Origin of the sequence: Microbacterium sp. 2FI, assembly GCF_005502885.1 — a bacterium.
Lineage (GTDB): Bacteria > Actinomycetota > Actinomycetes > Actinomycetales > Microbacteriaceae > Microbacterium.
Genome location: NZ_SCMR01000029.1, coordinates 1 through 21,679, shown reverse-complemented (window position 1 = coordinate 21,679; position 21,679 = coordinate 1). Strand labels below are relative to the sequence as shown.

Below are 21,679 nucleotides of genomic sequence, written 5' to 3'. Positions count from 1 at the left end.
AACGAATGGAATATGCACGACCGCACGAGACGCACTGTCAGCAGGCGTCTGCCCGACCCCTTCGATGACTCGGGGACCTGTCGATGGACTCAAGAACCGCGATGGTGCTCAGAGACCGTCAGCAGGATGGGGGGCCGTGCGGGGTTTCGCAGAATGCGACGGAGGCCAGATTCACGACTTACGTGGAACCCTCCGCGTACTCCCTCACTGTACCACCCTTGAAATCGACGGCGAGCATGTGCGCCTCCCACGGGGTGTCGGAGACGGATGCCGCGAGAGCGGCCGCCTCGAGGCGCCTGCCCGGTCCGTCGGCGAGGACCAGGACGCTCGGGCCTGCCCCCGACACCACGGCCGCGAAGCCCGAGGCACGCAGGGCCTGCACGAGCCGATCGGTCTCGGGCATGGCCTGGGCGCGGTAGTTCTGATGAAGCCGGTCGGCGGTCGCGGCCAGCAGCAGCTCGGGGCTCTGCGTGAGGGCGGCGATCAGCAGCGCCGAGCGCGACACGTTGAAGACGGCGTCTTCGCGCGGCACCTGCAGGGGCTGAAGGCTGCGCGCGACCTCGGTCGACATCGTGAAGTCGGGGACGAACACCAGCGGCGAGACGCCGCGGTGCACAAGCAGCTTCTTGTGCTGCGGGCCGTCTTCGTCGACCCACGCGATCGTGAGCCCGCCGAACAGCGCGGGCGCGACGTTGTCGGGATGGCCCTCGAGCTCGGTCGCCAGGCGCAGCAGCGTGTCCGGCCCCATCTCGACCTCGCCCGCGAGGAGGCCTTTGGCGGCCAGCAGGCCAGAGACGACGGCTGCTCCGGATGAGCCGAGTCCGCGGCCGTGCGGGATGACGTTGTGCGCCTCGAGCCGCAGGCCCGGCATCCGTCGTCCCATCGCCTCGTACGCGTACGCGATCGAGCGCACCACGAGGTGCGACGCGTCGCGGGGCACGTCTTCGGCGCCGTGGCCGGTGATCTCGATCTCGAGCTCGCCCTCGGGCAGAGCCGTCACGTCGAGCTCGTCGTACACGCTCAGCGCGAGGCCGAGCGTGTCGAACCCGGGTCCGAGGTTCGCGCTCGTCGAGGGGACGCGGACGACGACACGACGCCCGGGTTCCGGCACGACGGCTGCGTTCACGCCTGCGCGCCCACGGGAGCGAGTTCGAGAACGGAGGCGACCTCCGACGTCGTCGCGTCGACGACCGTCGGCTCGACCTGAGTGCCGTCGGCGTTGCGAAGAGCCCACTGCGGGTCCTTGAGGCCGTGACCGGTGACGGTGAGCACGACGCGCGAGCCCGCGGGGATCACCCCGGCCTCGGCGCGGTCGAGCAGGCCCGCGACACTGATTGCGGATGCCGGCTCGACGAAGATGCCGACCTCGCTCGCGAGCAGCTTCTGCGCGGCGAGGATGCGGTCGTCGTCGATGGCTCCGAACCAGCCGTCGGTGGCGTCGCGCGCCTCGAGGGCGAGGTCCCACGACGCGGGGTTGCCGATGCGGATGGCGCTGGCGACCGTCTCGGGGTTCTTGACGATCTCGCCCCGCACGAGCGGAGCCGAGCCCTCGGCCTGGAAACCGAACATGCGGGGCACCCGGGTCGAGACGCCGCGCTCGGCCTCTTCGCGGTAGCCGCGCGAGTACGCGGTGTAGTTGCCGGCGTTGCCGACGGGGATGAAGTGGAAGTCGGGGGCGTCCCCCAGCACCTCGACGACCTCGTAGGCGGCGGTCTTCTGCCCCTCGATGCGGTCGGGGTTGACGGAGTTGACGAGGTGCACCGGGTAGTGGTCGGCGAGCTCGCGTGCAATCTCGAGGCAGTCGTCGAAGTTGCCGCGGATCTGGATGAGGCGCCCGTTGTGCGCGACGGCCTGGCTGAGCTTGCCCATCGCGATCTTGCCCTCGGGCACGAGCACCGCGGCGGTGATGCCCGCGTGCGCGGCGTACGCGGCCGCGGAGGCCGACGTGTTGCCGGTCGACGCGCAGATGACGGCCTTCGCGCCGTGCTCGACCGCGCGTGAGAGCGCGACCGTCATGCCGCGGTCCTTGAAGGATCCGGTCGGGTTCATACCCTCGAACTTCACCCAGACGTCGGCGCCTGTGCGCCGCGACAGCGATGCCGCTGGCAGCAGCGGCGTGCCGCCTTCGCCGAGGGTCACCACGGTCGACGCGTCGGTGACGCCCAGACGGTCCGCGTATTCGCGGAGTACTCCGCGCCAAACATGAGCCATGTCAGTCTCCTTCCACACGCAGAACCGAGACGACGCGCTCCACGACGCCGCTCGCGGCGAGACGGTCGACCGTCTCGCTGAGGTCCTGCTCCAAAGCCTTGTGAGTGCCGATCACCAGTCGAGCGACGCCCGACTCGTCACTGCCGACGACGGTCTGCTCGAGGGTCGCGATCGAAACGCGCCCGTCGCTCAGGATGCCGGCGACCGTTGCGAGCACACCCGGGCGGTCGTCGACCTCGAGGGTGATCTGGTAACGGGTCGTCACGCGCCCCACCGGGACGATCGGCAGATTCGCGAGCGTGGACTCCCCCACACCCACGCCACCGGCGATGTGCCGACGGGCGGCCGAGACGACGTCGCCGAGCACGGCCGACGCGGTCTGCACGCCGCCGGCGCCGGCGCCGTAGAACATGAGGTTGCCCGCGGCCTCGGCCTGGACGAACACGGCGTTGTTCGCGCCGTGCACGCTCGCGAGCGGGTGGGCGCGGTCGATGAGCGCCGGGTAGACCCGCACCGAGATCGACTCTTCGGATGCCTCGCCCGTGAGGCGCTCGCACACCGCCAGCAGCTTGATGACGTAGCCGGCGTGGCGCGCGGCATCCATCATCGCCTTGTCGATCGCGGTGATGCCCTCGCGGTGAACCGCGTCGAGAGGCACGGTGGTGTGGAAGGCGAGGCTCGCGAGGATCGCGGCCTTCTGCGCCGCGTCGTACCCCTCGACGTCTGCCGTCGGGTCGGACTCGGCGTACCCGAGGCGCTGGGCGTCGGCGAGAACGTCGGCGAAGTCCGCGCCCTCGGTGTCCATGCGGTCGAGGATGTAGTTCGTCGTGCCGTTGACGATGCCCATGATCCGCTGCACGCGGTCGCCGGCGAGCGAGTCGCGCAGCGGCCGGATGATGGGGATCGCGCCGGCGGCGGCGGCTTCGTAGTAGACCTCGGCGCCCACCTGGTCGGCGGCGTCGAAGATCTCGGGGCCGTGGGTCGCCAGCAGCGCCTTGTTCGCCGTCACGACGTCGGCGCCGGAGTTGATCGCCTGCAGGATGTGCGTGCGAGCGGGCTCGATGCCGCCCATCAGCTCGATGACGATGTCGGCGCCGATGATCAGCGACTCGGCGTCGGTCGTCAGCAGCTCGCGCGGGAGGTCGACCTCGCGCGGCGCGTCGATGTCGCGCACGGCGATGCCGACGAGCTCGAGGGTCGCTCCGGCGCGGTCGGCCAGCTCGTCGCCGTGCTGGCGCAGGAGACCGGCGACCTGCGAGCCGACGGCCCCGGCGCCGAGAAGCGCGACGCGGAGGCGGCGGTAGTCCGTCACGTCGTCTCGCTCCGCTCGCTCAGTGCAGGCATGTCCATCCTCTTTCCTGGGGTGTGGTCGACGCCGGCATCGCGCGCGAGCAGATCGTCGATCGTCTCGCCGCGCACGATCACGCGCGCCTCTCCCCCGCGCAGCGCCACGACGGGCGGGCGGGGGACGTAGTTGTAGGTGTTCGCGAGCGAGAAGCAGTACGCGCCGGTCGCGGGCACGGCGAGCAGGTCGCCCGGTGCGACGTCGCCCGGCAGGTACTCGGCGTCGACCACGATGTCGCCGGACTCGCAGTGCTTGCCGACGACGCGCACCAGCACCGGATCGGCGTCGCTGGTGCGCGAGGCGATCCGCGCGGAATAGTCGGCGCCGTAGAGCGCGGGGCGCGCGTTGTCGCTCATTCCGCCGTCGACGCTCACGTAGTGCCGCGTCTCGCCGCCGTCGAGGGAGACCGGCTTGGTGGTGCCGACCTCGTAGAGGGTGATCCCGGCACGCCCGACGATCGCACGCCCGGGCTCGAACGCGAGGTTCGGCATCGGGATGCCGCGCACCTCGCACTCGCGGGCGACGGCGTCGGCGATGCCGATAGCCAGCTCTTCGATCGGGGTCGGATCGTCCGCCGAGGTGTAGGCGATGCCGAAGCCGCCGCCGAGGTTGAGGACCGGCAGCGCCCCGCCATCGAGGAGGGTCGCGTGCAGCTCGACGATGCGCGAGGCGGACTCCTGGAACCCGGTCGTGCCGAAGATCTGCGAGCCGATGTGACAGTGGAGCCCGACCAGCGAGAGCCCGCCGACCTCACGGATCCGCGCCACCGCCGCCGGGGCGTCGGTCAGGGTGAAGCCGAACTTCTGATCCTCGTGCGCGGTGGCGAGGAAGTCGTGCGTCTCGGCATGCACGCCGCTGTTGACACGCAGCAGGACCGACTGCGTCACACCGCGCCGCTCGACGATCGCGGCGAGTCGTTCGATCTCGACCGGGCTGTCGATCACGATCGAGCCGACTCCGGCAGCGACCGCGGCTTCGAGTTCGGCCACGCTCTTGTTGTTGCCGTGGAACCCCAGTCGCGCGGGATCCGCGCCGGCCGCGAGGGCTACAGCCAGTTCGCCCCCGGTGCAGACGTCGACGGCGAGTCCCTCGTCGGTGACCCAGCGCACGACCTCGGTGCTCAGAAACGCCTTGCCGGCGTAGTACACGCGAGCCTGTGCGCCGTGAAGCCCGGCGGCGGCGCGGAAGGCGTCGAGGGTGCGACGCGCCTGCGCCCGCACCTCGTCTTCGTCGAGCACCCACAGCGGCGTGCCGAAGCGGTCGGCGAGGGTCGTGGCGGGGAAGCCGCCGACGAGGAGCACGCCGTCATCGCGTCGCGATGCCGAAACCGGCCACACCTTCTCGACGAGAGCGTTCGCGTCGTCGGGCACGCGAAGCCACGACGGAGCCGTCGTTGCGGACTGCGAGGCGGCGGACACGGGTGGGGCCAATCGGTTCGAGCTCTGGTTCGGGGGCGTCCGGACGGCCGGACCAGCGAGATCGCCGCGGCCGGTTGACACACGGCCGGACAGTCCTTGCAGTCTAGAGCACGGTGCTCTCGAGGCCCGTGCCGTGTGACACACGCCGACGCGCGCTCACTCGCACGTGCCCATCGCCTGCAGTTCGGGGTCGGAGACGATGCCGCCGTCGACGTCGAGGTCGGCCACGAGCTGCTCGCCGTCGACCTGGACCCCGGTCACCGTGACGCCTGCCGGCAGGTACTCCGCGAGACACACGGTCCAGTCCTTCAGCACGACATCGGCCAGCACGCCGAACTGATCGCGGAGCCGATCAGCGCTGACATCGGCGCCGGCGAGCTCGATCGCCGACGGCGTGAGCACGAGGTCGCCCTCCACCGCCTGCGGGGTGAGCGAGACGCCGACGGGGATCCCGACGCCGAACAGCGAGAGCTCGGTCGAGAACGTGACGTCGGGCTCCGCGAGGCCGAGGGTGTCGGCGGGGAAGCCGTCGACGGTCGCCATGATCGCGCGCAGCTGCTCCTCGTCGAGGGTCACGGTGGCCGCAGCGCCACCCATGTCGCCACCGCGGATCGGGACGTCCTGCGCGGTGACGGTGACATCACCCGTGAATCCGCCGATGGGCACGTCGTCCGAGCTGATCGTCACCTCGTCGAGGCTCCCGGCGATCAGCTGCGGGATGATCGTGCCCGGCACCTCGACGTCGACCTGCTGGTCGGCGGGGAGATCCAATTGTGCGACGACCTCGTCGCGGATCGTCGTCGTCACGAGGTCTCTCGCGATCGACTCGGCGACGAACCATGCCACGATCCCGAGCACGACGACGACCACCAGCGCGACGAGCCATGGCCAGATCCGGCGACGGCGGCGGGGCTCAGCGGCGGGCTGCCAGTCGGGCAGCGGCTGGGTCGGCTGGGTATCGCCCGAGGTCATCGGTGCTACATCCGCTCCGGTGCGCCCACGCCCAAGAGGGTGAGGCCGTTGCGCAGCACCTGCCCGGTCGCGTCGTTGAGCCACAAGCGCGTGCGGTGCACGGCCTCGACGGGTCCGTCCCCGAGCGGGATCACGCGGCAGCTGTCGTACCAGCGGTGGTAGAGACCGGCGAGCTCTTCGAGGTAGCGCGCGACGCGGTGCGGCTCGCGCACCTCGGCTGCGTACGCGACGACCCGGGGGAACTCCTGGAGCGCGCCGAGGAGTGCCGACTCGGTCTCGTGGGTGAGCAGCTCAGGTGCGAACTCGGAGCGGTCGACGCCGGACGCCGCAGCGTTCCGGCCCACGTTGTGCGTGCGCGCGTGTGCGTACTGCACATAGAAGACGGGGTTGTCGTTCGTGCGCTTCTGGAGCACGTCCAGGTCGACGTCGAGGTTCGAGTCGGCCGAGCTCCGCACGAGCGCATAGCGCGCAGCATCCACCCCGACGATCTCGACCAGGTCTTCGAGGGTCACGACCGTGCCGGCGCGCTTGGACATGCGCATCGGCTGGCCGTCCTTCACGAGGTTCACCATCTGCCCGATGAGGATCTGCAGGTTCACGCCCGGCTCGTCACCGAACGCCGCGCACATCGCCATCATGCGCTGCACGTACCCGTGGTGGTCGGCGCCGAGCATGATGATGCAGCGGTTGAACCCGCGCTCGCGCTTGTCGAGGTAGTAGGCGAGGTCGCCCGAGATGTAGGCGGGCGTGCCGTTGGAGCGGATGACGACGCGGTCGCGGTCGTCGCCGAAGGTCGTCGAGCGCAGCCACACGGCGCCCTCGTCCTCGAAGATGTGTCCCTGCTCACGCAGGCGCTCGACCGCGCGCTCGACGGCGCCGGATTCGTGCAGGTCGTTCTCGTGGAAGTAGACGTCGAAGTCGACGCCGAACTCGTGCAGGCTCTGCTTGATCTCGTCGAACATGAACCCGACGCCGAGGGCGCGGAACGCCTCCTGCTTCGCCTCCGCGTCGAGCGCGTCGATGTCGCCCCCGTACGCGAGCGCGACCCGCCGCGCGATGTCGTGGATGTAGTCACCGCCGTAGCCGTCCTCGGGCGTCGGCTGGCCCTCGTGCGCCGCGAGGAGACTGCGGGCGAAGCGGTCGATCTGCGCGCCGTGGTCGTTGAAGTAGTACTCGCGGGTCACCTGGGCGCCCTGCGTCTGCAGGATGCGTGCGAGCGAGTCGCCGACGGCGGCCCATCGGGTGCCGCCGAGGTGGATCGGCCCCGTGGGGTTGGCCGAGACGAACTCGAGGTTGATGATCTCGTCGGTGCGGCTGGCGTTGGTGCCGAAGGCCGAGCCCGCGTCGACGATGGTCTTCGCGAGGGCGCCGGCGGCCGCGGCATCCAGGCGGATGTTGATGAATCCGGGGCCGGCGACCTCGACGCTCGCGATGCCGTCGAGAGCCTCGAGCGCCGCGGCGATCTCGCCGGCGAGCTCGCGCGGATTCGCACCCACGACCTTCGCGAGCTTGAGGGCGGCGTTGGAGGCCCAGTCGCCGTGGTCGCGGTTGCGCGGACGCTCGAGCGGGAGGTCTGCGACCGTCAGCTCGCCCGTGGAACCGGGGCGTCGCGCTTCAGCGAGCGGGACGATGACGGCGAGCAGTGCGGCGGAGAGGGCTTCGGGATCCATAACCCGTCCATCCTAGTTCGCGCCGTTTCGCGCCTCAGGCCAGCTGCACCAGCGTCGTGAAGTCGTCGGCTGCCGGGCTGAGGGCGAACTCGTCCGGTCCGGGTCGTGACTCCAGGCCCTCCATGCTCGCGCCGTCCGGCACGACCCACGCGTCCACGCGCATGCGCTGCAGGCCCACGTAGCCGCCGTGGTAGCTGAGGAACGCGCAGTCGGCGGCATCCCGCCCCGTCGCGATGCGCACGAGCGAGCGCCGGTTCGCGAGACGCGTGCCGTCGATGACGTACCACGCACCGTCGAGGTAGGCCTCGGCGACGGCGTGGAAGTCCATCGGCTGAAGACCCGGCGCGAAGCACGCGGTGTAGCGGGCGGGCATGTCCATCGCGCGCAGCAGCGCGATGACGACGTGGGCGTAGTCGCGGCACACGCCCTGCCCGGTCATGAGGGTCGTGACGGCGCTGTCGGTGCCCTGGCTGAGGCCCGGGGTGTACGTGGTGCTCGTGGCGACGAACTCCGACACCGCGGCGATGAGGTCGTGACCGTGCAGGCCTTTGAACTGGCGGCGCGCCTGCTGGAACACCTCGTCGGACTGGCAGTAGCGGCTCGGGCGCAGGTAGGTGATCGCCTCGAGGTCGCTCGTGCGGGTCGTCGAGGTGTGCCCTTCGACGGTCGCCTCGTAGCGGACTTCGAGGCTGCCGGCCTCGACGGTGAGGCGGTGCAGGCGACTGCCGGTCTGGTCGACGATCTCGGTCGGGGTGTACACCCGCTCGCCCTGCGTGAAGGTCAGTTCCTCGGTCGCGACAGGCACTCCCTGGGCCGCGGCGATCTGGAAGATGAGGTCGACGGAGGACCCCAGTTCGAGGTCCAGTTCGGCGGTCACGACGCGTTGCACCGAAGTATCCTCGCATGCCGGAGGGCGTGCTGCCTGCGCGTGTGCACAGCCGAAATGGAGCGCTCTCACAGGGTGACGTACCCTCGTTCCATGTACGCGTCCGGACGCCTCCGCGCACGGCGTCCGTGGCTGGCCCTCGCGGGCGTCGCGATCGCCGTCGTCCTGGTGTGTGCCGTGGCTGCGTGGCGGCCCTGGGCGACGCCCGCATCCCCCGCCGCGGCGGTCGCGGAGCCGGCTGCCGCAGCGGCCCCCGAGCCCCTCGCGTTGCCCGAGAATCCGCGCGTGCTGATCTTCGGCGACTCGTGGGTCTACGGGTCGGCGGCGACCGTGCCGACGCTCGGGTTCGCGTACCGCATCGGCGAGAGCCTCGGCTGGGACGCGGTCGTCGACGGCGTGCGCGGCAGCGGATACCTCAAGCCCGGCATCGACGGGCCGTCCTACGGCGAGCGCATCGCGGCGCTCGACCCCGACCTCGACCCGGATCTCGTCATCGTCGAGGGGTCGATCAACGACCGGCGCCTGTACCCGGACGGGTATCGGGATGCCGTGGCCGCCGCATGGGATGCGCTCGCGGGGCTGTACCCCGACGCGCAGATCGTGATCCTGGGCCCGGCCCCGCAGGTGCTGCCGATCGAACGTGCCACGGCGCGCATCGACGCCGACCTCGCGGCCCTCGCCGCAGGCCGCGGCTGGTGGTACGTCTCGCCCATCGCCGAGGAGTGGATCACGCCGGCCAACTACCTCGAGGTGATCGACATCGGCCCCGTCGGCCGCGACCACCCGTCGACCGACGGGCACGCCTATCTCGCCCAGCGTCTCGCCGCTGCGCTGACCGGGCTGTCGGGCGGCAGCGAGATCGTGGCGGATGCCCCGCTCGAGGACGATATCGTCGCCCCATGATCGACATCGACGAGCTGCACGCCATCCCCGTGTTCGCCTCGCTCGATCCGGCCGCGCTGGCGTTCCTCGCCGGAGCGGTCGAGGACATCCGCCTCGCACCCGGCGAGTACTTCGCCCACGAGGGCGACGAGCGGGCGCTGTTCATCGTGATCGACGGCAGCGCCGAGATCACCAAGGTCGTCGGCGGCGACGAGCAGGTGATCGGCCTACGCACACCCGGGAAGTTCTTCGGCGAGGTGCCGATGACCCTCAGCGTGCCGTTCCCCGCGAGCGGGCGCGCGCGCGAAGCCGCGCGCGTGATCAAGATCGACACCACCGCGTACTACACGCTCGCCGCGATGGCCCCGGCCGTCCCCACCCGCGTCGCCGGGCTCGCACGGCGCTACCTCGACTCACTGCAGGCGATGGCCGCCGATCAGCCCGACGCGGTGGTCCGGGTCACCGGTCCGCGTCGCGATGCGCTCACGCACGCGGTCGCGGGATTCCTGACGCGAAATCAGGTTGCGTTCGCCCGGGTGACCGTCGACGACGATGCCGGCGGCGAGGTCGGCGACGGCTTCCCGGTGCTCGAGACGGCGGACGAACGGCTCGTCGCCCCGACGCTGCGCGAGGTCGCCGGCGCCGTCGGCCTCGCCGTCGCGCCGGCCCACGACGACTACGACGTCGTGATCCTGGGGGCCGGGCCCGCCGGGCTCACCGCCGCCGTGAATGCTGCCGCCGAGGGTCTGCGGACGCTCGTGGTCGAGTCGATCGCACCGGGCGGGCAGGCAGGCACCTCCACCCGCATCGAGAACTACACCGGGTTCCCGTTCGGGATCTCGGGCGACGACCTCGCCGCGCGCGCGCTGAAGCAGGCGAAACGCCTCGGCGCCGAGATCCTCGTGACGCGGACGGTCGAGGCGCTGCATCCGAGCCGAGATGAGATCGCGCTCGACGGCGGCGAGGTGCTGCGCTCCCCCGTCGTGCTCATCGCCACCGGTGTCCGGTGGCGCACGCTCCCGGTCTCCGGCGTCGAGCGGCTCATCGGCAACGGCGTCTCGTACGGCGCGGCACGCAGCGACGCGTCGCTCGCGCACGGCGCCGACGTCTGCATCGTCGGGGCCGGCAACTCCGCCGGCCAAGCCGCGCTCTTCTTCGCGCGGCACGCGCGCTCCGTGACGATGCTCGTGCGCGGACCCGGGCTGGAGGCGAGCATGTCGCGGTACCTGATCGACCAGATCGCCCAGCACGGCGGCATCCGCGTCGAGGCCCGCAGCGAGGTCGTCGGGGTTCACGGCGACGACCGGCTCGAGTCCGTCGACGTGATCGACCGCGCCACCGGCGCGACGTCGCGGCGCGATTGCGCGGTGCTGTTCGTCATGATCGGAGCGGATGCCGACACCGCGTGGCTGCCGGGCGAGATCGCCCGCGACGACCACGGGTTCATCGTCACGGGCCCAGATGCCGCGACCACGCCCTCATGGACGGCGGAGCGTCGGCCCTTCGCGCTCGAGACGAGCGCCCCCGGCGTCTTCGCCGTCGGCGACGTGCGCTCGGGATCTGTCAAGCGCGTCGCCGCCGGCGTCGGCGAGGGCGGCATGGCGATCGCCTTCGTCCACCAGTACCTGGCGCTGCGGCGAGCCTGACTCGTGCGGGGGTCTTCGGCGGCGGGCTCGACCCGCGCCGGATGGTAATCTCGACCGGTACGCCTCCGTAGCTCAGGGGATAGAGCGTTGGTTTCCGGTACCAAAGGTCGCTGGTTCGATTCCAGTCGGGGGCACCATACCGGACAAGGGATCGCGGGTCTTTCGGGACTCGCGATCCCTTTTCTCGTGACGACGAGCGTGTCGCCGAGTGCCGCGATAAAAGCCTTCGATGTGATCCGTCACCACGCTTGACCCTCACACCGTGTCATGCTCGAGCGTGGCTCTCACCATGTACACCATCGGAGAATTCGCCGCCTTCGGGCGGGTGAGCGTGCGGATGCTGCGACACTACGACGCGATCGGGCTCCTGAAGCCCGCGCGTGTCGATCAGGCGACCGGGTACCGACGGTATTCGATCGAGCAGCTGACCGACCTGCTGCAGCTCGTCGAGCTGCGCGAGCTCGGCATCGGACTCGACGCGATCGCCGACGTGCTCCGTGCCGGAGACCGCGCCGACGCCCTGCGCGCGACCCTCGAGTCGCGGCACGCCGAGCTCGAGGCATCCGTCGCGGACGACACCGCACGCATCACTCGCATCGAGCGGCGACTTCTCACTCTGGAAGGAGCAATCATGATCGATGTCGACTACCGCCCGGTGGAGGCCGTCACCCTCTACGCCGTCTCGACCGAGGCGCGGGGAGGCCAGGTGGGCGTGCCCGCCGCGATCGCCGCTGCCATGCCTGGACTCGACACCGCCCTGGAAAACGCACGGCGCCCGCTGAACGAACCCGGCGTGTTCTGGTACGAGCCCATCGGCGACACCGACGACCTGGCGGTGCACATCGCGTACACCGCCGACGAGCCGCCCGTGCCCGGCAGCGGGTACGAGGTGGTGACGCTCCCCGCCGTGCCCACCATGGCGACGCTGATCCATCGCGGAGATATGACCGGCATCGGCGAATCCTGGGGCGCACTCATGCAGCAGGTCGTCGCCGACGGCTACCGCATGGCCGGACTCTGCCGCGAGGTCTACCTTGTCGCGAACGGCCACGAGCCCGGCCCTGACTGGGTCACCGAGCTGCAGGTTCCGGTCGAGCGGGCGTGACACGCGCTCCCGGTCGGGCGCGCGTGTCACGCCCGCTCGACCGCTGAGATTCCGCACGGGCGCCGGTGAAACCCCCCGCCCGGATAGCCTCATCGGATGACCTTCGATGCGATAGACGCGGCCGCCGACGTTGACGGGACCCGCCGCGAGCTCCCCTCATGCGACCCGTTCGGTGGTGGGGCACCATCGTTCGCCGTCACGGCTTGGGAGGGCAGCGCGTGAGCGTGCACCTGATCGGCGGCGGCGCGACGACGGCCGCGGATGCCGCTCTCTATGCGCCGTTCGTCGCCGAAGCATCCCTGCGAGCGGCGCAAGCGGGCCGCACGCGGCCGCGCGTCGCCGTGATCTCGCTGCACCCCGAGCCCGAGGAGAAGGCGGCGGCGCTCGGCGAGCTCCTGGCTGAGGCCGGAACCGGAACCGCCCTGGAGTTGCACCTGACCGCGGGCGGACCGATCGAGCTCGATGCGATCGCTGACGTGGACGGCATCGCGGTGGGCGGCGGCAACGTCGAGAACGTGCGCGCCGGGCTCGAGCCGGTGTTCGACGAGTTGCGCCGGCTGGTCGCCGACGGCGTGCCCTACCTCGGCGTCTCGGCGGGCGCGATGATCGCTGCGGAGGGCTCGCTCGGAAGCGGCTCGCGCATCGGTGGCGTGGTCGTGTCACCCGAGGATTCGGGCGAGGCAGGCGATGAGCTGGAGATCGAGGTCGGCATCGGCCTTGTCGACGTGGCCATCGAGGTGCACGTGGCCCAGCGGGGCATGCTGTCTCGACTGGTCGCCGCCGTCGAATCCGGGCTAATCGCCGGTGGACTCGGCATCGACGAGCGCACGGCCCTGATCGTGAGCGACGGCGCACTCCGCGTCGAGGGCGGGGGCAGTGTCTGGCGGGTGCTGCCAGCCGAGGGCGGCGTGCTGGTCTCGACGATCGGCACCTGATTGGCGCGCGCGAAGACCGGCGTGAACACCCCAGCACCCACGAACCCCGACCTGCCGCGGGACGAACGGACCCACCGATGACTCTCCCCACTGTCGACACCCTCGTCACATACCCCGACGGCGCGACCACCTCCGAAGGTGCGGTGCTGCATGTCGAACCGCTCCCGGACGGGCGCACCGCCGTGATCCTCGACCTCACCGCTTTCCACCCTGTCGACACCGCATGGCCCGACCAGCCCGCCGACCACGGCATCCTCACGAGTGCGCTCGGCACCCAGCCCATCGTGGACGCCGTCACCGGCGGCATCCACGACGGCACTCTGCACCTCGGCGCCGACCTGCCGGTTCGAACCGGCACAGAGGGTTGGGTGTTCGTCGTCGCCCACATCATTGAAGGCACCCCGCCCGAGATCGGCGAACGAGTGCGCGTCGACGTTGATGCTGACTACCGCGCCGCCCTGTCTGCCGCACATACCGCCTGCCACCTCGCTGCACTGGCTCTGGATGCCGCACTCGCAGACGCGTGGACCAAACCCGCCCCCACCGACGCACTCGGCAACCCCGCGTTCGACGCGCTGGCCATCCAGCAGTCGCGCATCAGCCCATTTCACTCCCTGGACACCTACCGCATCGGCAAGTCGCTCCGACGTAAGGGCTTCACCGTCGCCGCGCTCGACGATCTCGACTCCGTCGCCGCCCGCACCAACGCCCAACTCGCGACCTGGGTCGCCGACGGCGGGCCGGTACGGATTGCCCGCGATGACGACCGACTATCCTCGCGACGCACCTGGATCTGCGACCTGCCAGACGGCTCGACCGACATCCCGTGCGGCGGCACCCATCTCAGCGACATCGCCGAGATCGCCGGCATCACCGCCGCGCTCATGACCAACCAGGTCGAGGGCGGACTCGAACTGACCATGCACACCACCGCTAACGCGGACTGAGCGCGAACTGGCGACAAGGCGGCCCTTACGCACGAGTCCGTTTCAAGTGGCGGCCGCGATCAACCCCGCCGTGATCCCGCCGTGACTCTATAGCGGCGGGCAGACGTTGTCCGGACCTCACCCAAGGTCCATACTGATCCCGGACGATGCCGTCCACTACCCGGATCGGTGTCGAAGTGGGGGCTTCCGCACCACGTCGAAGGGTGCCACATGCGATCTGGTTCCGGCCCCGCTGCCGCCGTTCTCGTCGTCGCCATGCTCGCCGTCGGGCTGTCGGCACAGCCGGCCGCCGCGGCCACCGTGACCGTCACCACCTTCGAGGACCTGCAGGCGGCTACCGCTGCCGAATGCGCGAACGACACGGTCGTCATCGGCGCCGATCTCACCGGGGAGCGGCTCATCGTCGATTGCACGGTGACGATCGACCTCGGTGGTCACGAGCTCAGCGTGGCCAACGTCACGATCAGTGGCGGGCTCACCCTCACGATCGACGATCCAGCCGGAGGCGGTGCGCTCAGCGCCGATGCGACGCTCGGCGCCACCACTGGTGTCCTCGCGGGCATCAGCACCGGCGGCGCCACCCTGATCGTCAACGGCGGAACCATCACCGCACTCGGCGGAGGGGGCGCAGGGATCGGAGGGGACCTGTTCGGCGACGCCGGGACGATCATCATCACGGGCGGCAACGTCACGGCCACCGGCGGGATGCTCTCGGCCGGAATCGGCGGTGGATCCGGGACCCCGTCCGTGGGGGATGGCCGCGGCGGCGATGTCACGATCGGAGCGGCAGCGATCGTCACGGCGGTCGGTGGTCTCGATGCGCCGGCGATCGGTGCCGGGGTCGGAGCGGGAGACCCTCCCAGGTTCGGGTCGCTGCTCGTCGCGGGCACACTGCGGGTTCCCTCCGGATACTTGCAGGTTCCCGACTCCAACGCGGCCGCGCCTGAGGTTGTCATCACCGCGACGGGACGCATTCTGGGCACCGAGGCGGACCCCCTTGTGGGCGCAGACATCATCGGGGTTGGCCAGATCGAGAATGGTGGTGCGATCGCGCTCACCAGCGTCGCCGACACGGTCACCGTGCTCGCCAACAACTACGACGTGTCGTTCGACGCGCAGGACGGGAATGCGCCGGCGGTCGTCCGCGTGTTCGCATCGACGTTCAACGCGGGTCACCGTGCGCTCCCCCCGCTGCCGCCGGGAGGCATCTGGGCGACTGTGCCCGATGACACCGGCACACTGTTCACGGGTGACAGCGTGCTGACGTCGGTGGGCACCACGACCCCGAAGCCCGTCACGCTGTATGCCCAGGGCGGTTTCGAGGCACTGCGGGTAGCAGCGGCGACGTGCCCCGACGGCTACACGATCACTCTCGTCGAAGACCTGTCGGGTGCGTCGTTCACCGTGGGCTGCGACCTGACGCTCGATCTCGCCGGCCACAGCCTCACCGTGTCCTATGCGGACGTCACACCAGGATCGACCCTCACCGTCGACGACGGCGCCGGGGGCGGCACGCTCATCGCCGACACGCAGGAGTCTGTCGTTGACCGTCAGGCGGGAATCGGAGTTCCCGTCGGAGCCGGCCTCGTCATCGCGGGCGGCAGCGTCGATGCTCGAAGCAGTCTCGGGGCGGGGATCGGCGGCGATGACGATGGGCTTGTGCTGGGTGGCTCTGCCGGCTCCGTCGTCATCACCGGAGGGACGGTCGTCGCAGAGTCGGATCGCGGCGGAGCCGGGATCGGCGGCGCGACCGGGTCCGGAGGCGGTGGCGCGGGCGGCGACGTGCTCATCACCGGAGGCACAGTGACTGCGGAAGGGTCGTTCGGCGCTGCGGGGATCGGTGGCGGCGCACCCGGCTACAGCGGCAGCGGTGGTCCCGGCGGTGCGGGCGGAACGGTCCGTATCGAAGGCGGCGTGGTCACCGCCGGCGGAGCGTGCGGGATCGGCGGCTGCTTCGGCGACGGTGGAGTGGTCGACATCGCAGGGGGCGTCGTCACGGCATCCGGATTCCGATCCGCGCTGGGAGGGATGGAAGAATTCGGCTCGGTCACCATTCGTGCGGGCGCGAGCGTTCACGTGCCGGACGGCCCGCTCCTCATCCCCGATTCGAACTCCGCCGGCGCCGAACTCGTCATCGAGGACGGCGGGATGCTGCTCGGCACCCTCGCGGACGAAACGCAGGGTGCGATGATCTCGGGCGACGGGCAGATCCAGAACGGCGGCGTGATCGCTCTGGCAGAGAGCCTGGTCGGTGTCACCGTGCTCGACCACAATTACCTGCTGTCGTTCGAGACGAACGAAGAGCCGCAGCCACAGCCGGTGCGGGTGTTCGCCTCCACGGTCGCGAGCGGCTACCGAGCGCTTCCTGCGCCCCCGGACGCTCGCGCATGGAACACGGCGAGCGATGGCGGCGGTGAGTGGTGGACCGAGGCCAGCACACTCACCGCGGACACCACGCTGCACGCGGCGACCGATGCAACCCTCACGTTCGTTGCTCCTCCGGCCACCGTCGATCAGGGCGGCAGCGTGACGTTCGTGGTCATCGGCGTCGACCACGAGGGCAACGCCGTCGACACGACCGGTGTGGTGCTCTCCAGTTCCGTTCCTACCGACGAGGTCGACGGGCTCACCGTGACATTCCCCTCGGCGAGCCCGCACACGATCACCGCGACCCTCGGGACCGCGACCACCGCACTGACGGTGGAGGTCATTCCGACCCCGACCCCGACACCGACACCAACCCCGACACCGACGCCCCCACCCGCGCCGCTTCCGGTAACGGGCGGCACCTTCGACGCCACGCTTCCCGTCGGGCTCGCCGTGATGATGCTGTTGCTCGGATGCGCGTCGCTCCTGTACAGCATCCGCCGTCGATCAGCCGCGTCAGGCGTGTCTGCGCGGTAGTGTCTCGCCATGGGCGAGCTCCCTGAACATGTCGCTGTCAACCGTGAGTACTGGGACGGTATGGCCCACGAATGGGTCGAGGCCGGTGAGCGGTCATGGAAGCAGGCCGAACCCTCTTGGGGTCAGTGGGGCATCCCCGAGAACGAGTTGCACCTGCTCCCCGACGACATGACCGGGATGCGGGCCATCGAACTCGGCTGCGGCACGGCCTATGTCTCGGCATGGATGGCACGACGAGGAGCGTCGGTCACCGGGATCGACAACTCGGCCGAACAGCTTCGCACCGCCCGACGGCTCGCCGAGCAGCACGACGTCCCCCTTGAACTCATCCACGGCAACGCCGAGGACGTCCCCCTGCCCGACGGCTCCTTCGACTTCGCGATCAGTGAGTACGGAGCTGCGATCTGGGCCGACCCCTACCAGTGGATACCCGAAGCCCACCGACTGCTGCGGCCCGGAGGGACGCTGGTCTTCCTCGGGAATCACGTCTTCGTGGGCCTGTGCTCCCCGGTCGACGGGTCATATCCGATCACCCGTCGACTGGAGCGGCCATACTTCGGCAGCCATCGGCTCGATTGGCGGGACGCGGCGGATGACCCGGGCGGTATCGAGTTCATCCTGACCTTCTCAGAGTGGATCAGGCTCTTCCGCGTGACCGGGTTCGAGATCCTCGATCTGGCCGAGATCCAGGCTCCTGCTGACGCGACCGGGTCACGATCAGGCATCTCCGCAGACTGGGCGCGGGACTTTCCCAACGAGCACGTCTGGACAGTTCGCAAGCAACTCTGAGGGCGTTACGACAGGGACGTAGCACTCGTCCGCGACTCTGGCAACCCCAGCTCGATTTCGTGCTCGCTCGCCGGTGGGGCGCTTACGATTGCGCGACCGCACGACGAAGGGAGACGAGAATGACCGACATCCAGGGAAACTCCGAAGCAACCCAGGCGGCACGAGACGCCGCCGAGCGAGTGCGCACGGCGGCCGCAGACGGCGCGGGAACGGTGAGCGACATCGCAGACAAGGTGAGCGAAAAGGTCGGCGACGTCGTCGATGGAGCCAAGAGCGCAGCATCCGATGCGAGGGCAGCTGCCGGAAAGGCCGCGGATACCGCGGTGGATGCCGCGAAGGCCGCAGCCGCGAGTATCAAGGACGTCGCCGACGACGTCGATTTCGACAGCCTCGTCGCCCACACCAAGACGGTCGCCGGCGAATGGACTGGCAAGCTGAAGCAGACCTATCGCGAGCGCCCCGGCCTCGTGATCGCCGCATCCGTGGGCGCTGTGGTGATGCTGGGCGCGATCGTGCGGTCGATCAGTCGTCGCCGAGAAGGTCGGGCTCACACGTAGATCGCGACGAGCTTGTCGAGGGACTCCTCGAGGCCCTTCTTCGAGAGCGCGAGCTGCTCGGGGTCGATGTAGCCGAGTTCGGCGACGGTGAGTCGAGTCACGTCGTCGCCGATCGACTCGAACGTGATGACATGCCGCACGTCGCGCGGGATGCCCGCGGCCCCGATGGTCGCGGGGTCGATCGTGGCGCCGTGCTCGTCGGCGATGTTGTGGATGAACTCGAGGCGGTGCGGTGCGTCGACGAGCGTGTACGCCCAGGTGCTGTACAGCGCCGGGAACCCCCAGTCAGGGGCGCTCATGCACACGAGGGACGTACCGCCGACGCGCACGTCGAGCTCGGCGACCGTGCAGGTGAAGCCGCTCGGGCCCCACCAGCGAAGCACGCTGCCGGGTTCGGTCCACGACTTCCAGGCCGCCTCGATGGGGGCGAGGATGTCGCGGATCACGACGAGATCGTGCGTCTCATGCTGGGTCGTGTCGGTCATCATGACTCCTCCGCCGCAGGCCGCCGCGGCGGCATCCGTTTCACTTCGATGATCGAAGCGTAGATCACTACGATGATCAAAGTCAATGCCGTAGACTCAACGCATGAAGCGCGCTGAAGGTCGCTCGACCTGCCCCACCAACTTCACCGTGGAGTCCTTCGGCGACAGCTGGTCGCTGCTGATTCTGCGCGACCTGCTCACCCTCGGCAAGCACACCTTCGGGGAGTTCCTTCGGTCCGAGGAGCGCATCGGTCCGAGCGTGCTCGCCGACCGCCTCGACCGACTCGAGCGCAGCGGAATCATTGTTCGTACCCCGAGCCAGACAGATGCCCGCAAGGTCACCTACTCGGCGACGGAGCGCGGCATCGCCGCAATCCCGCTCTTGTACGAGGCGGCGCGATGGGGCATGGGCGGCGTTCCCATCGAGGACGACGATCCGTGGGAGGCGGTCATGGCGATGGACCGCCACGACGTACTCGACGCGTGGCAGCAAGCCGTGCGCGAGGGCGGTTCGCTCTTCGGAGGCGCCGAGAGCGCGTTCGCGCAGCTGAGCGCCAGGGCACGCTCAGTCGTGTGACGTCGACGGTCGGGGCCGATTCCTACACCGGCCGCTGGCGATTCCGAAGCACCCGTGACGCGGACGCCCAGTGCAGCCCGCGCGCGGCGAGTTCCTCGGCGAGGATCCGCACGGCCTTCGGGCCGACGCCATGGATCTGCAGCAGGTCGGACGCGGTGAACGCAGCGAGTTGATCGAATCGAGTGATGCCGTGTACGGCGAGCTCACGCCGTGCGACCTTGCCGAGTGACACCGGGAACTCTGATTCGCCTTGCACGCGGACAACTGTCTCATTCAACTCAGGACGCGACGATGTCGGGCTGCACCCCGTCGTCGCGCGCGGCCACACGTGCCCGGTTCTCCGCGCGGCGGTCGACGAACGTGGTCGCCTGGGCGTCGAGCCCCTGGAGGAAGGCCGCCAGCTGCTCGCGGGCCAGCTCGCCCTCCGGTCCGAAGTCAGTGCGGTCAAGGACGCGCCAGTGCCGCAGCACCGGCATGATCACATCGTCGTGGTGGAGGCGCAGGTCGTAGATCCCGGCCTTCGCGATCATCATCGAGCTGCGCCGGAAGCCTGCCATCGTGGCTCCCGGCATCTCGAAGCCCATGACCTCCTTGGCGATCGCCTGCATCGTCGCGTCGGGCGCGATCTCCAGCGCCGCGGAGACGATGTTGCGGTAGAAGATCATGTGGAGGTTCTCGTCCTTGGCGATCCGGGCGAGCATCCGGTCCGCGATCGGGTCTCCGGTCACCTTGCCGGTGTTGCGGTGCGAGACCCGGGTCGCGAGCTCCTGGAAGGACACGTAGGCCACCGCTTCGAGCGCGGTCTTGTCGCCGATGTCGTAGCCCGAGGTCATGTATTCCATCCGGGCCCGCTCGAGCTCGACCGGGTCGACGCCGCGGGTGACGACGAGGTAGTCGCGCATCGCGATGCCGTGCCGGTTCTCCTCCGCGGTCCAGCGGCCCACCCAGGTGCCCCACGCGCCGTCGCGACCGAAGCGGGTCGCGATCTCACGGTGGTAGGACGGCAGGTTGTCCTCGGTGAGCAGGTTGGTGAACATCGCGGCCTTGGCCGTCTCGGAGAGCTGCGACTGCTCGGGCGCCCAATCCTCGCCGCCGAGGAACGCGAAGTCGCGGCCCTGGCTCCAGGGGATGTAGTCGTGGGGATGCCACTCCTGCGCCATCGAAAGGTGGCGGTCGAGGTTCTCGGCCACCACCGGCTCGAGTTCCTCGAGGAGGTGGGTCGGCGTGCCGGTCATGGTTGCTCCCTCGGTCGCACTAGCCCTGGGACCGAGGCTACCGCCACCTGGGCCCGGTGCGCCCGACCACTTCTCGACCCGGAGGTTCCTGCTCGCGGCCGCGGCTGGAGTGAAGGAGGTGCCGGGATGCCGAGCTCCATCTCCAGGGGGCGGACCCGCGCGACCGTCGGGCGGCGGCATCCCTCCCGTCTAGGAGATCAGCTCCCGCCGGACCACAGCGGCGCTCCACCGTCCCAGCATGGCGCCCGCGACGGTGTCCGAGATGTGGTGCTGGCCGCGGTATACCCGCGAGAATGCGATCGCTCCGGGAATCCAGTACCGAAGAAGGGGGACGAGGAGCCGCGCGCCACGGGAGCCGTGGCTATCGAGCAGGTCGGCGAGCGTGCCGTGGAGCGCGAAGGCCGCCGCCGTGTGGCCCGAGGGGAACGACGACGTCGCGTGCGGCTGCTCCGGGCGCCAGACCCCCTCGGGTCGTGGCCGTTCCACGAGCGCCGCGGATGCGACGAAGCACGCGGTCTCGAGGGCGAGCACCGCCGCAGGGGCGACCGCTGAGCGCCGGTCGCGCGTCAACAACCACGTCACGCCGCACCAGAGCGCCCCGTTCACGATCGTCTGCGGCACGCCGGAGTACCACGAGAGCGGCTCGGTGACCCGGTCGATCGACTCCCGCGCCCCCGTCGGGTCGGCGGATTCAGTCGCGACGACGGCATCCCTATCGTCCGGCGTGTGGCCGAACGCGTCCTGGAGCGCACGCACGACCCGGTCCTCACGTGGGTCGTCGCCGCCGAGGAGTCGTATCACTCGCCCAGCCGCGGCTAACACGGCGACCGCACCCAGCCCCGGGAGGACGACGGCTCGGAGCAACGGCATGCCTGCATCGTAGCGGCGCTGCGTCGACGGAGCAGGTCGGAGCACCCCCGGAAGCACTCGAGTACCGGATAGATATCGACAGATGCGACCATCTCGCTACACGGAGACGTCGCAGGTGGGCCGTCCGCGATGAGGAAGGTGAGAGAGATGCGCAGCAACTTGTTCCGAAGCATGGCTTGCGTGGCTGTCGTACTGCTGCTCACGGGGTGCGGAGCGGTGAGCAGTGCCTCCCCCTCCCCCTCCCC

At 69.9% G+C, this 21,679-nt stretch carries 20 protein-coding genes and 1 tRNA gene; 10 read left to right on the top strand and 11 right to left on the bottom strand.

What is annotated here, in order from left to right; all coding sequences use genetic code 11:
- Positions 1–178: 178 nt before the first annotated feature.
- The 7 genes from thrB to FFS15_RS17240 all read right to left on the bottom strand — a co-directional run bounded on the left by thrB (position 179) and on the right by FFS15_RS17240 (position 8,505).
- Positions 179–1,126: a homoserine kinase gene (gene thrB / locus FFS15_RS17270; protein WP_137846293.1), complete on the bottom strand. Its 948-nt coding sequence runs from the start codon at positions 1,124–1,126 to the stop codon at positions 179–181.
- Positions 1,123–2,211, bottom strand: a complete 1,089-nt coding sequence (gene thrC / locus FFS15_RS17265; protein WP_137846292.1) for a threonine synthase — start codon at positions 2,209–2,211, stop codon at positions 1,123–1,125. The genes thrB and thrC overlap by 4 nt, the downstream gene beginning before the upstream one ends.
- A 1-nt stretch (position 2,212) precedes the next feature.
- The gene (locus FFS15_RS17260) at positions 2,213–3,523 is read right to left on the bottom strand and encodes a homoserine dehydrogenase (RefSeq protein ID WP_137846291.1); all 1,311 of its coding nucleotides are present in this window, start codon (positions 3,521–3,523) and stop codon (positions 2,213–2,215) included.
- The gene (gene lysA, locus FFS15_RS17255) at positions 3,520–4,974 is read right to left on the bottom strand and encodes a diaminopimelate decarboxylase (RefSeq protein ID WP_249354184.1); all 1,455 of its coding nucleotides are present in this window, start codon (positions 4,972–4,974) and stop codon (positions 3,520–3,522) included. The genes FFS15_RS17260 and lysA overlap by 4 nt, the downstream gene beginning before the upstream one ends.
- Before the next feature lie 156 nt (positions 4,975–5,130).
- The gene (locus tag FFS15_RS17250) at positions 5,131–5,946 is read right to left on the bottom strand and encodes a DUF2993 domain-containing protein (protein ID WP_137846289.1); all 816 of its coding nucleotides are present in this window, start codon (positions 5,944–5,946) and stop codon (positions 5,131–5,133) included.
- 5 nt (positions 5,947–5,951) lie between these two features.
- Entirely contained in the window at positions 5,952–7,616 is a 1,665-nt protein-coding gene (gene argS / locus FFS15_RS17245; protein WP_137846288.1) for an arginine--tRNA ligase, read from the bottom strand.
- A 34-nt stretch (positions 7,617–7,650) separates the two neighbouring features.
- Complete coding sequence (locus FFS15_RS17240; RefSeq protein ID WP_137846287.1) at positions 7,651–8,505, bottom strand: transglutaminase family protein; 855 nt, start codon at positions 8,503–8,505, stop codon at positions 7,651–7,653.
- Positions 8,506–8,595: 90 nt separating this feature from the next.
- Between FFS15_RS17240 and FFS15_RS17235 the strand changes: the two genes are divergently transcribed.
- The 9 genes from FFS15_RS17235 to FFS15_RS17195 all read left to right on the top strand — a co-directional run bounded on the left by FFS15_RS17235 (position 8,596) and on the right by FFS15_RS17195 (position 18,267).
- Complete coding sequence (locus FFS15_RS17235; protein ID WP_137846286.1) at positions 8,596–9,405, top strand: SGNH/GDSL hydrolase family protein; 810 nt, start codon at positions 8,596–8,598, stop codon at positions 9,403–9,405.
- The gene (locus FFS15_RS17230; RefSeq protein ID WP_137846285.1) at positions 9,402–11,030 is read left to right on the top strand and encodes a cyclic nucleotide-binding domain-containing thioredoxin-disulfide reductase; all 1,629 of its coding nucleotides are present in this window, start codon (positions 9,402–9,404) and stop codon (positions 11,028–11,030) included. The genes FFS15_RS17235 and FFS15_RS17230 overlap by 4 nt, the downstream gene beginning before the upstream one ends.
- A gap of 61 nt (positions 11,031–11,091) precedes the next feature.
- Positions 11,092–11,167, top strand: a tRNA-Arg gene (locus FFS15_RS17225).
- A 152-nt stretch (positions 11,168–11,319) separates the two neighbouring features.
- Entirely contained in the window at positions 11,320–12,135 is an 816-nt protein-coding gene (locus FFS15_RS17220; RefSeq protein WP_137846284.1) for a MerR family transcriptional regulator, read from the top strand.
- Between the two features lie 218 nt (positions 12,136–12,353).
- Positions 12,354–13,070, top strand: coding sequence for a Type 1 glutamine amidotransferase-like domain-containing protein (locus FFS15_RS17215; protein WP_137846283.1), 717 nt, complete (start codon positions 12,354–12,356; stop codon positions 13,068–13,070).
- A gap of 77 nt (positions 13,071–13,147) precedes the next feature.
- Positions 13,148–14,017: a metal-dependent hydrolase gene (locus FFS15_RS17210; RefSeq protein WP_137846282.1), complete on the top strand. Its 870-nt coding sequence runs from the start codon at positions 13,148–13,150 to the stop codon at positions 14,015–14,017.
- 210 nt (positions 14,018–14,227) lie between these two features.
- Complete coding sequence (locus tag FFS15_RS17205) at positions 14,228–16,921, top strand: hypothetical protein (protein ID WP_137846281.1); 2,694 nt, start codon at positions 14,228–14,230, stop codon at positions 16,919–16,921.
- Between the two features lie 9 nt (positions 16,922–16,930).
- Complete coding sequence (locus FFS15_RS17200; RefSeq protein WP_137846280.1) at positions 16,931–17,710, top strand: class I SAM-dependent methyltransferase; 780 nt, start codon at positions 16,931–16,933, stop codon at positions 17,708–17,710.
- Positions 17,711–17,829: 119 nt separating this feature from the next.
- A complete protein-coding gene (locus FFS15_RS17195; protein ID WP_137846279.1) occupies positions 17,830–18,267 on the top strand; it encodes a hypothetical protein in 438 nt (145 codons plus the stop codon).
- Here the strand turns inward: FFS15_RS17195 and FFS15_RS17190 are convergent.
- The gene (locus FFS15_RS17190; protein ID WP_171013258.1) at positions 18,258–18,752 is read right to left on the bottom strand and encodes an SRPBCC domain-containing protein; all 495 of its coding nucleotides are present in this window, start codon (positions 18,750–18,752) and stop codon (positions 18,258–18,260) included. The two genes, FFS15_RS17195 and FFS15_RS17190, sit on opposite strands and share 10 nt — an antisense overlap.
- A gap of 103 nt (positions 18,753–18,855) precedes the next feature.
- Between FFS15_RS17190 and FFS15_RS17185 the strand changes: the two genes are divergently transcribed.
- The gene (locus tag FFS15_RS17185) at positions 18,856–19,329 is read left to right on the top strand and encodes a helix-turn-helix domain-containing protein (RefSeq protein ID WP_137846277.1); all 474 of its coding nucleotides are present in this window, start codon (positions 18,856–18,858) and stop codon (positions 19,327–19,329) included.
- Between the two features lie 22 nt (positions 19,330–19,351).
- Here the strand turns inward: FFS15_RS17185 and FFS15_RS17180 are convergent, their stop codons facing one another.
- The 3 genes from FFS15_RS17180 to FFS15_RS17170 form a co-directional block, all read right to left on the bottom strand.
- Positions 19,352–19,585: a hypothetical protein gene (locus tag FFS15_RS17180; protein WP_137846276.1), complete on the bottom strand. Its 234-nt coding sequence runs from the start codon at positions 19,583–19,585 to the stop codon at positions 19,352–19,354.
- A gap of 22 nt (positions 19,586–19,607) precedes the next feature.
- A complete protein-coding gene (locus FFS15_RS17175) occupies positions 19,608–20,564 on the bottom strand; it encodes an acyl-ACP desaturase (protein WP_137846275.1) in 957 nt (318 codons plus the stop codon).
- 189 nt (positions 20,565–20,753) lie between these two features.
- Positions 20,754–21,434 (bottom strand): phosphatase PAP2 family protein, encoded by a 681-nt coding sequence (locus tag FFS15_RS17170; RefSeq protein WP_137846274.1) that lies wholly within the window; start codon positions 21,432–21,434, stop codon positions 20,754–20,756.
- Between the last annotated feature and the right edge of the window lie 245 nt (positions 21,435–21,679).

Excerpts from the sequence above, each read along its gene's own strand:
- FFS15_RS17200 (WP_137846280.1), top strand. The coding sequence starts at position 16,931 with ATGGGCGAGCTCCCTGAACATGTCGCTGTCAACCGTGAGTACTGGGAC.
- FFS15_RS17210 (WP_137846282.1), top strand. The coding sequence starts at position 13,148 with ATGACTCTCCCCACTGTCGACACCCTCGTCACATACCCCGACGGCGCG.
- FFS15_RS17235 (WP_137846286.1), top strand. The coding sequence starts at position 8,596 with ATGTACGCGTCCGGACGCCTCCGCGCACGGCGTCCGTGGCTGGCCCTC.
- thrC (WP_137846292.1), bottom strand. The coding sequence starts at position 2,211 with ATGGCTCATGTTTGGCGCGGAGTACTCCGCGAATACGCGGACCGTCTG.
- FFS15_RS17230 (WP_137846285.1), top strand. The coding sequence starts at position 9,402 with ATGATCGACATCGACGAGCTGCACGCCATCCCCGTGTTCGCCTCGCTC.
- FFS15_RS17170 (WP_137846274.1), bottom strand. The coding sequence starts at position 21,434 with ATGCCGTTGCTCCGAGCCGTCGTCCTCCCGGGGCTGGGTGCGGTCGCC.
- argS (WP_137846288.1), bottom strand. The coding sequence starts at position 7,616 with ATGGATCCCGAAGCCCTCTCCGCCGCACTGCTCGCCGTCATCGTCCCG.
- FFS15_RS17175 (WP_137846275.1), bottom strand. The coding sequence starts at position 20,564 with ATGACCGGCACGCCGACCCACCTCCTCGAGGAACTCGAGCCGGTGGTG.
- FFS15_RS17205 (WP_137846281.1), top strand. The coding sequence starts at position 14,228 with ATGCGATCTGGTTCCGGCCCCGCTGCCGCCGTTCTCGTCGTCGCCATG.
- FFS15_RS17250 (WP_137846289.1), bottom strand. The coding sequence starts at position 5,946 with ATGACCTCGGGCGATACCCAGCCGACCCAGCCGCTGCCCGACTGGCAG.
- FFS15_RS17220 (WP_137846284.1), top strand. The coding sequence starts at position 11,320 with ATGTACACCATCGGAGAATTCGCCGCCTTCGGGCGGGTGAGCGTGCGG.
- FFS15_RS17185 (WP_137846277.1), top strand. The coding sequence starts at position 18,856 with ATGAAGCGCGCTGAAGGTCGCTCGACCTGCCCCACCAACTTCACCGTG.
- FFS15_RS17195 (WP_137846279.1), top strand. The coding sequence starts at position 17,830 with ATGACCGACATCCAGGGAAACTCCGAAGCAACCCAGGCGGCACGAGAC.
- FFS15_RS17190 (WP_171013258.1), bottom strand. The coding sequence starts at position 18,752 with ATGACCGACACGACCCAGCATGAGACGCACGATCTCGTCGTGATCCGC.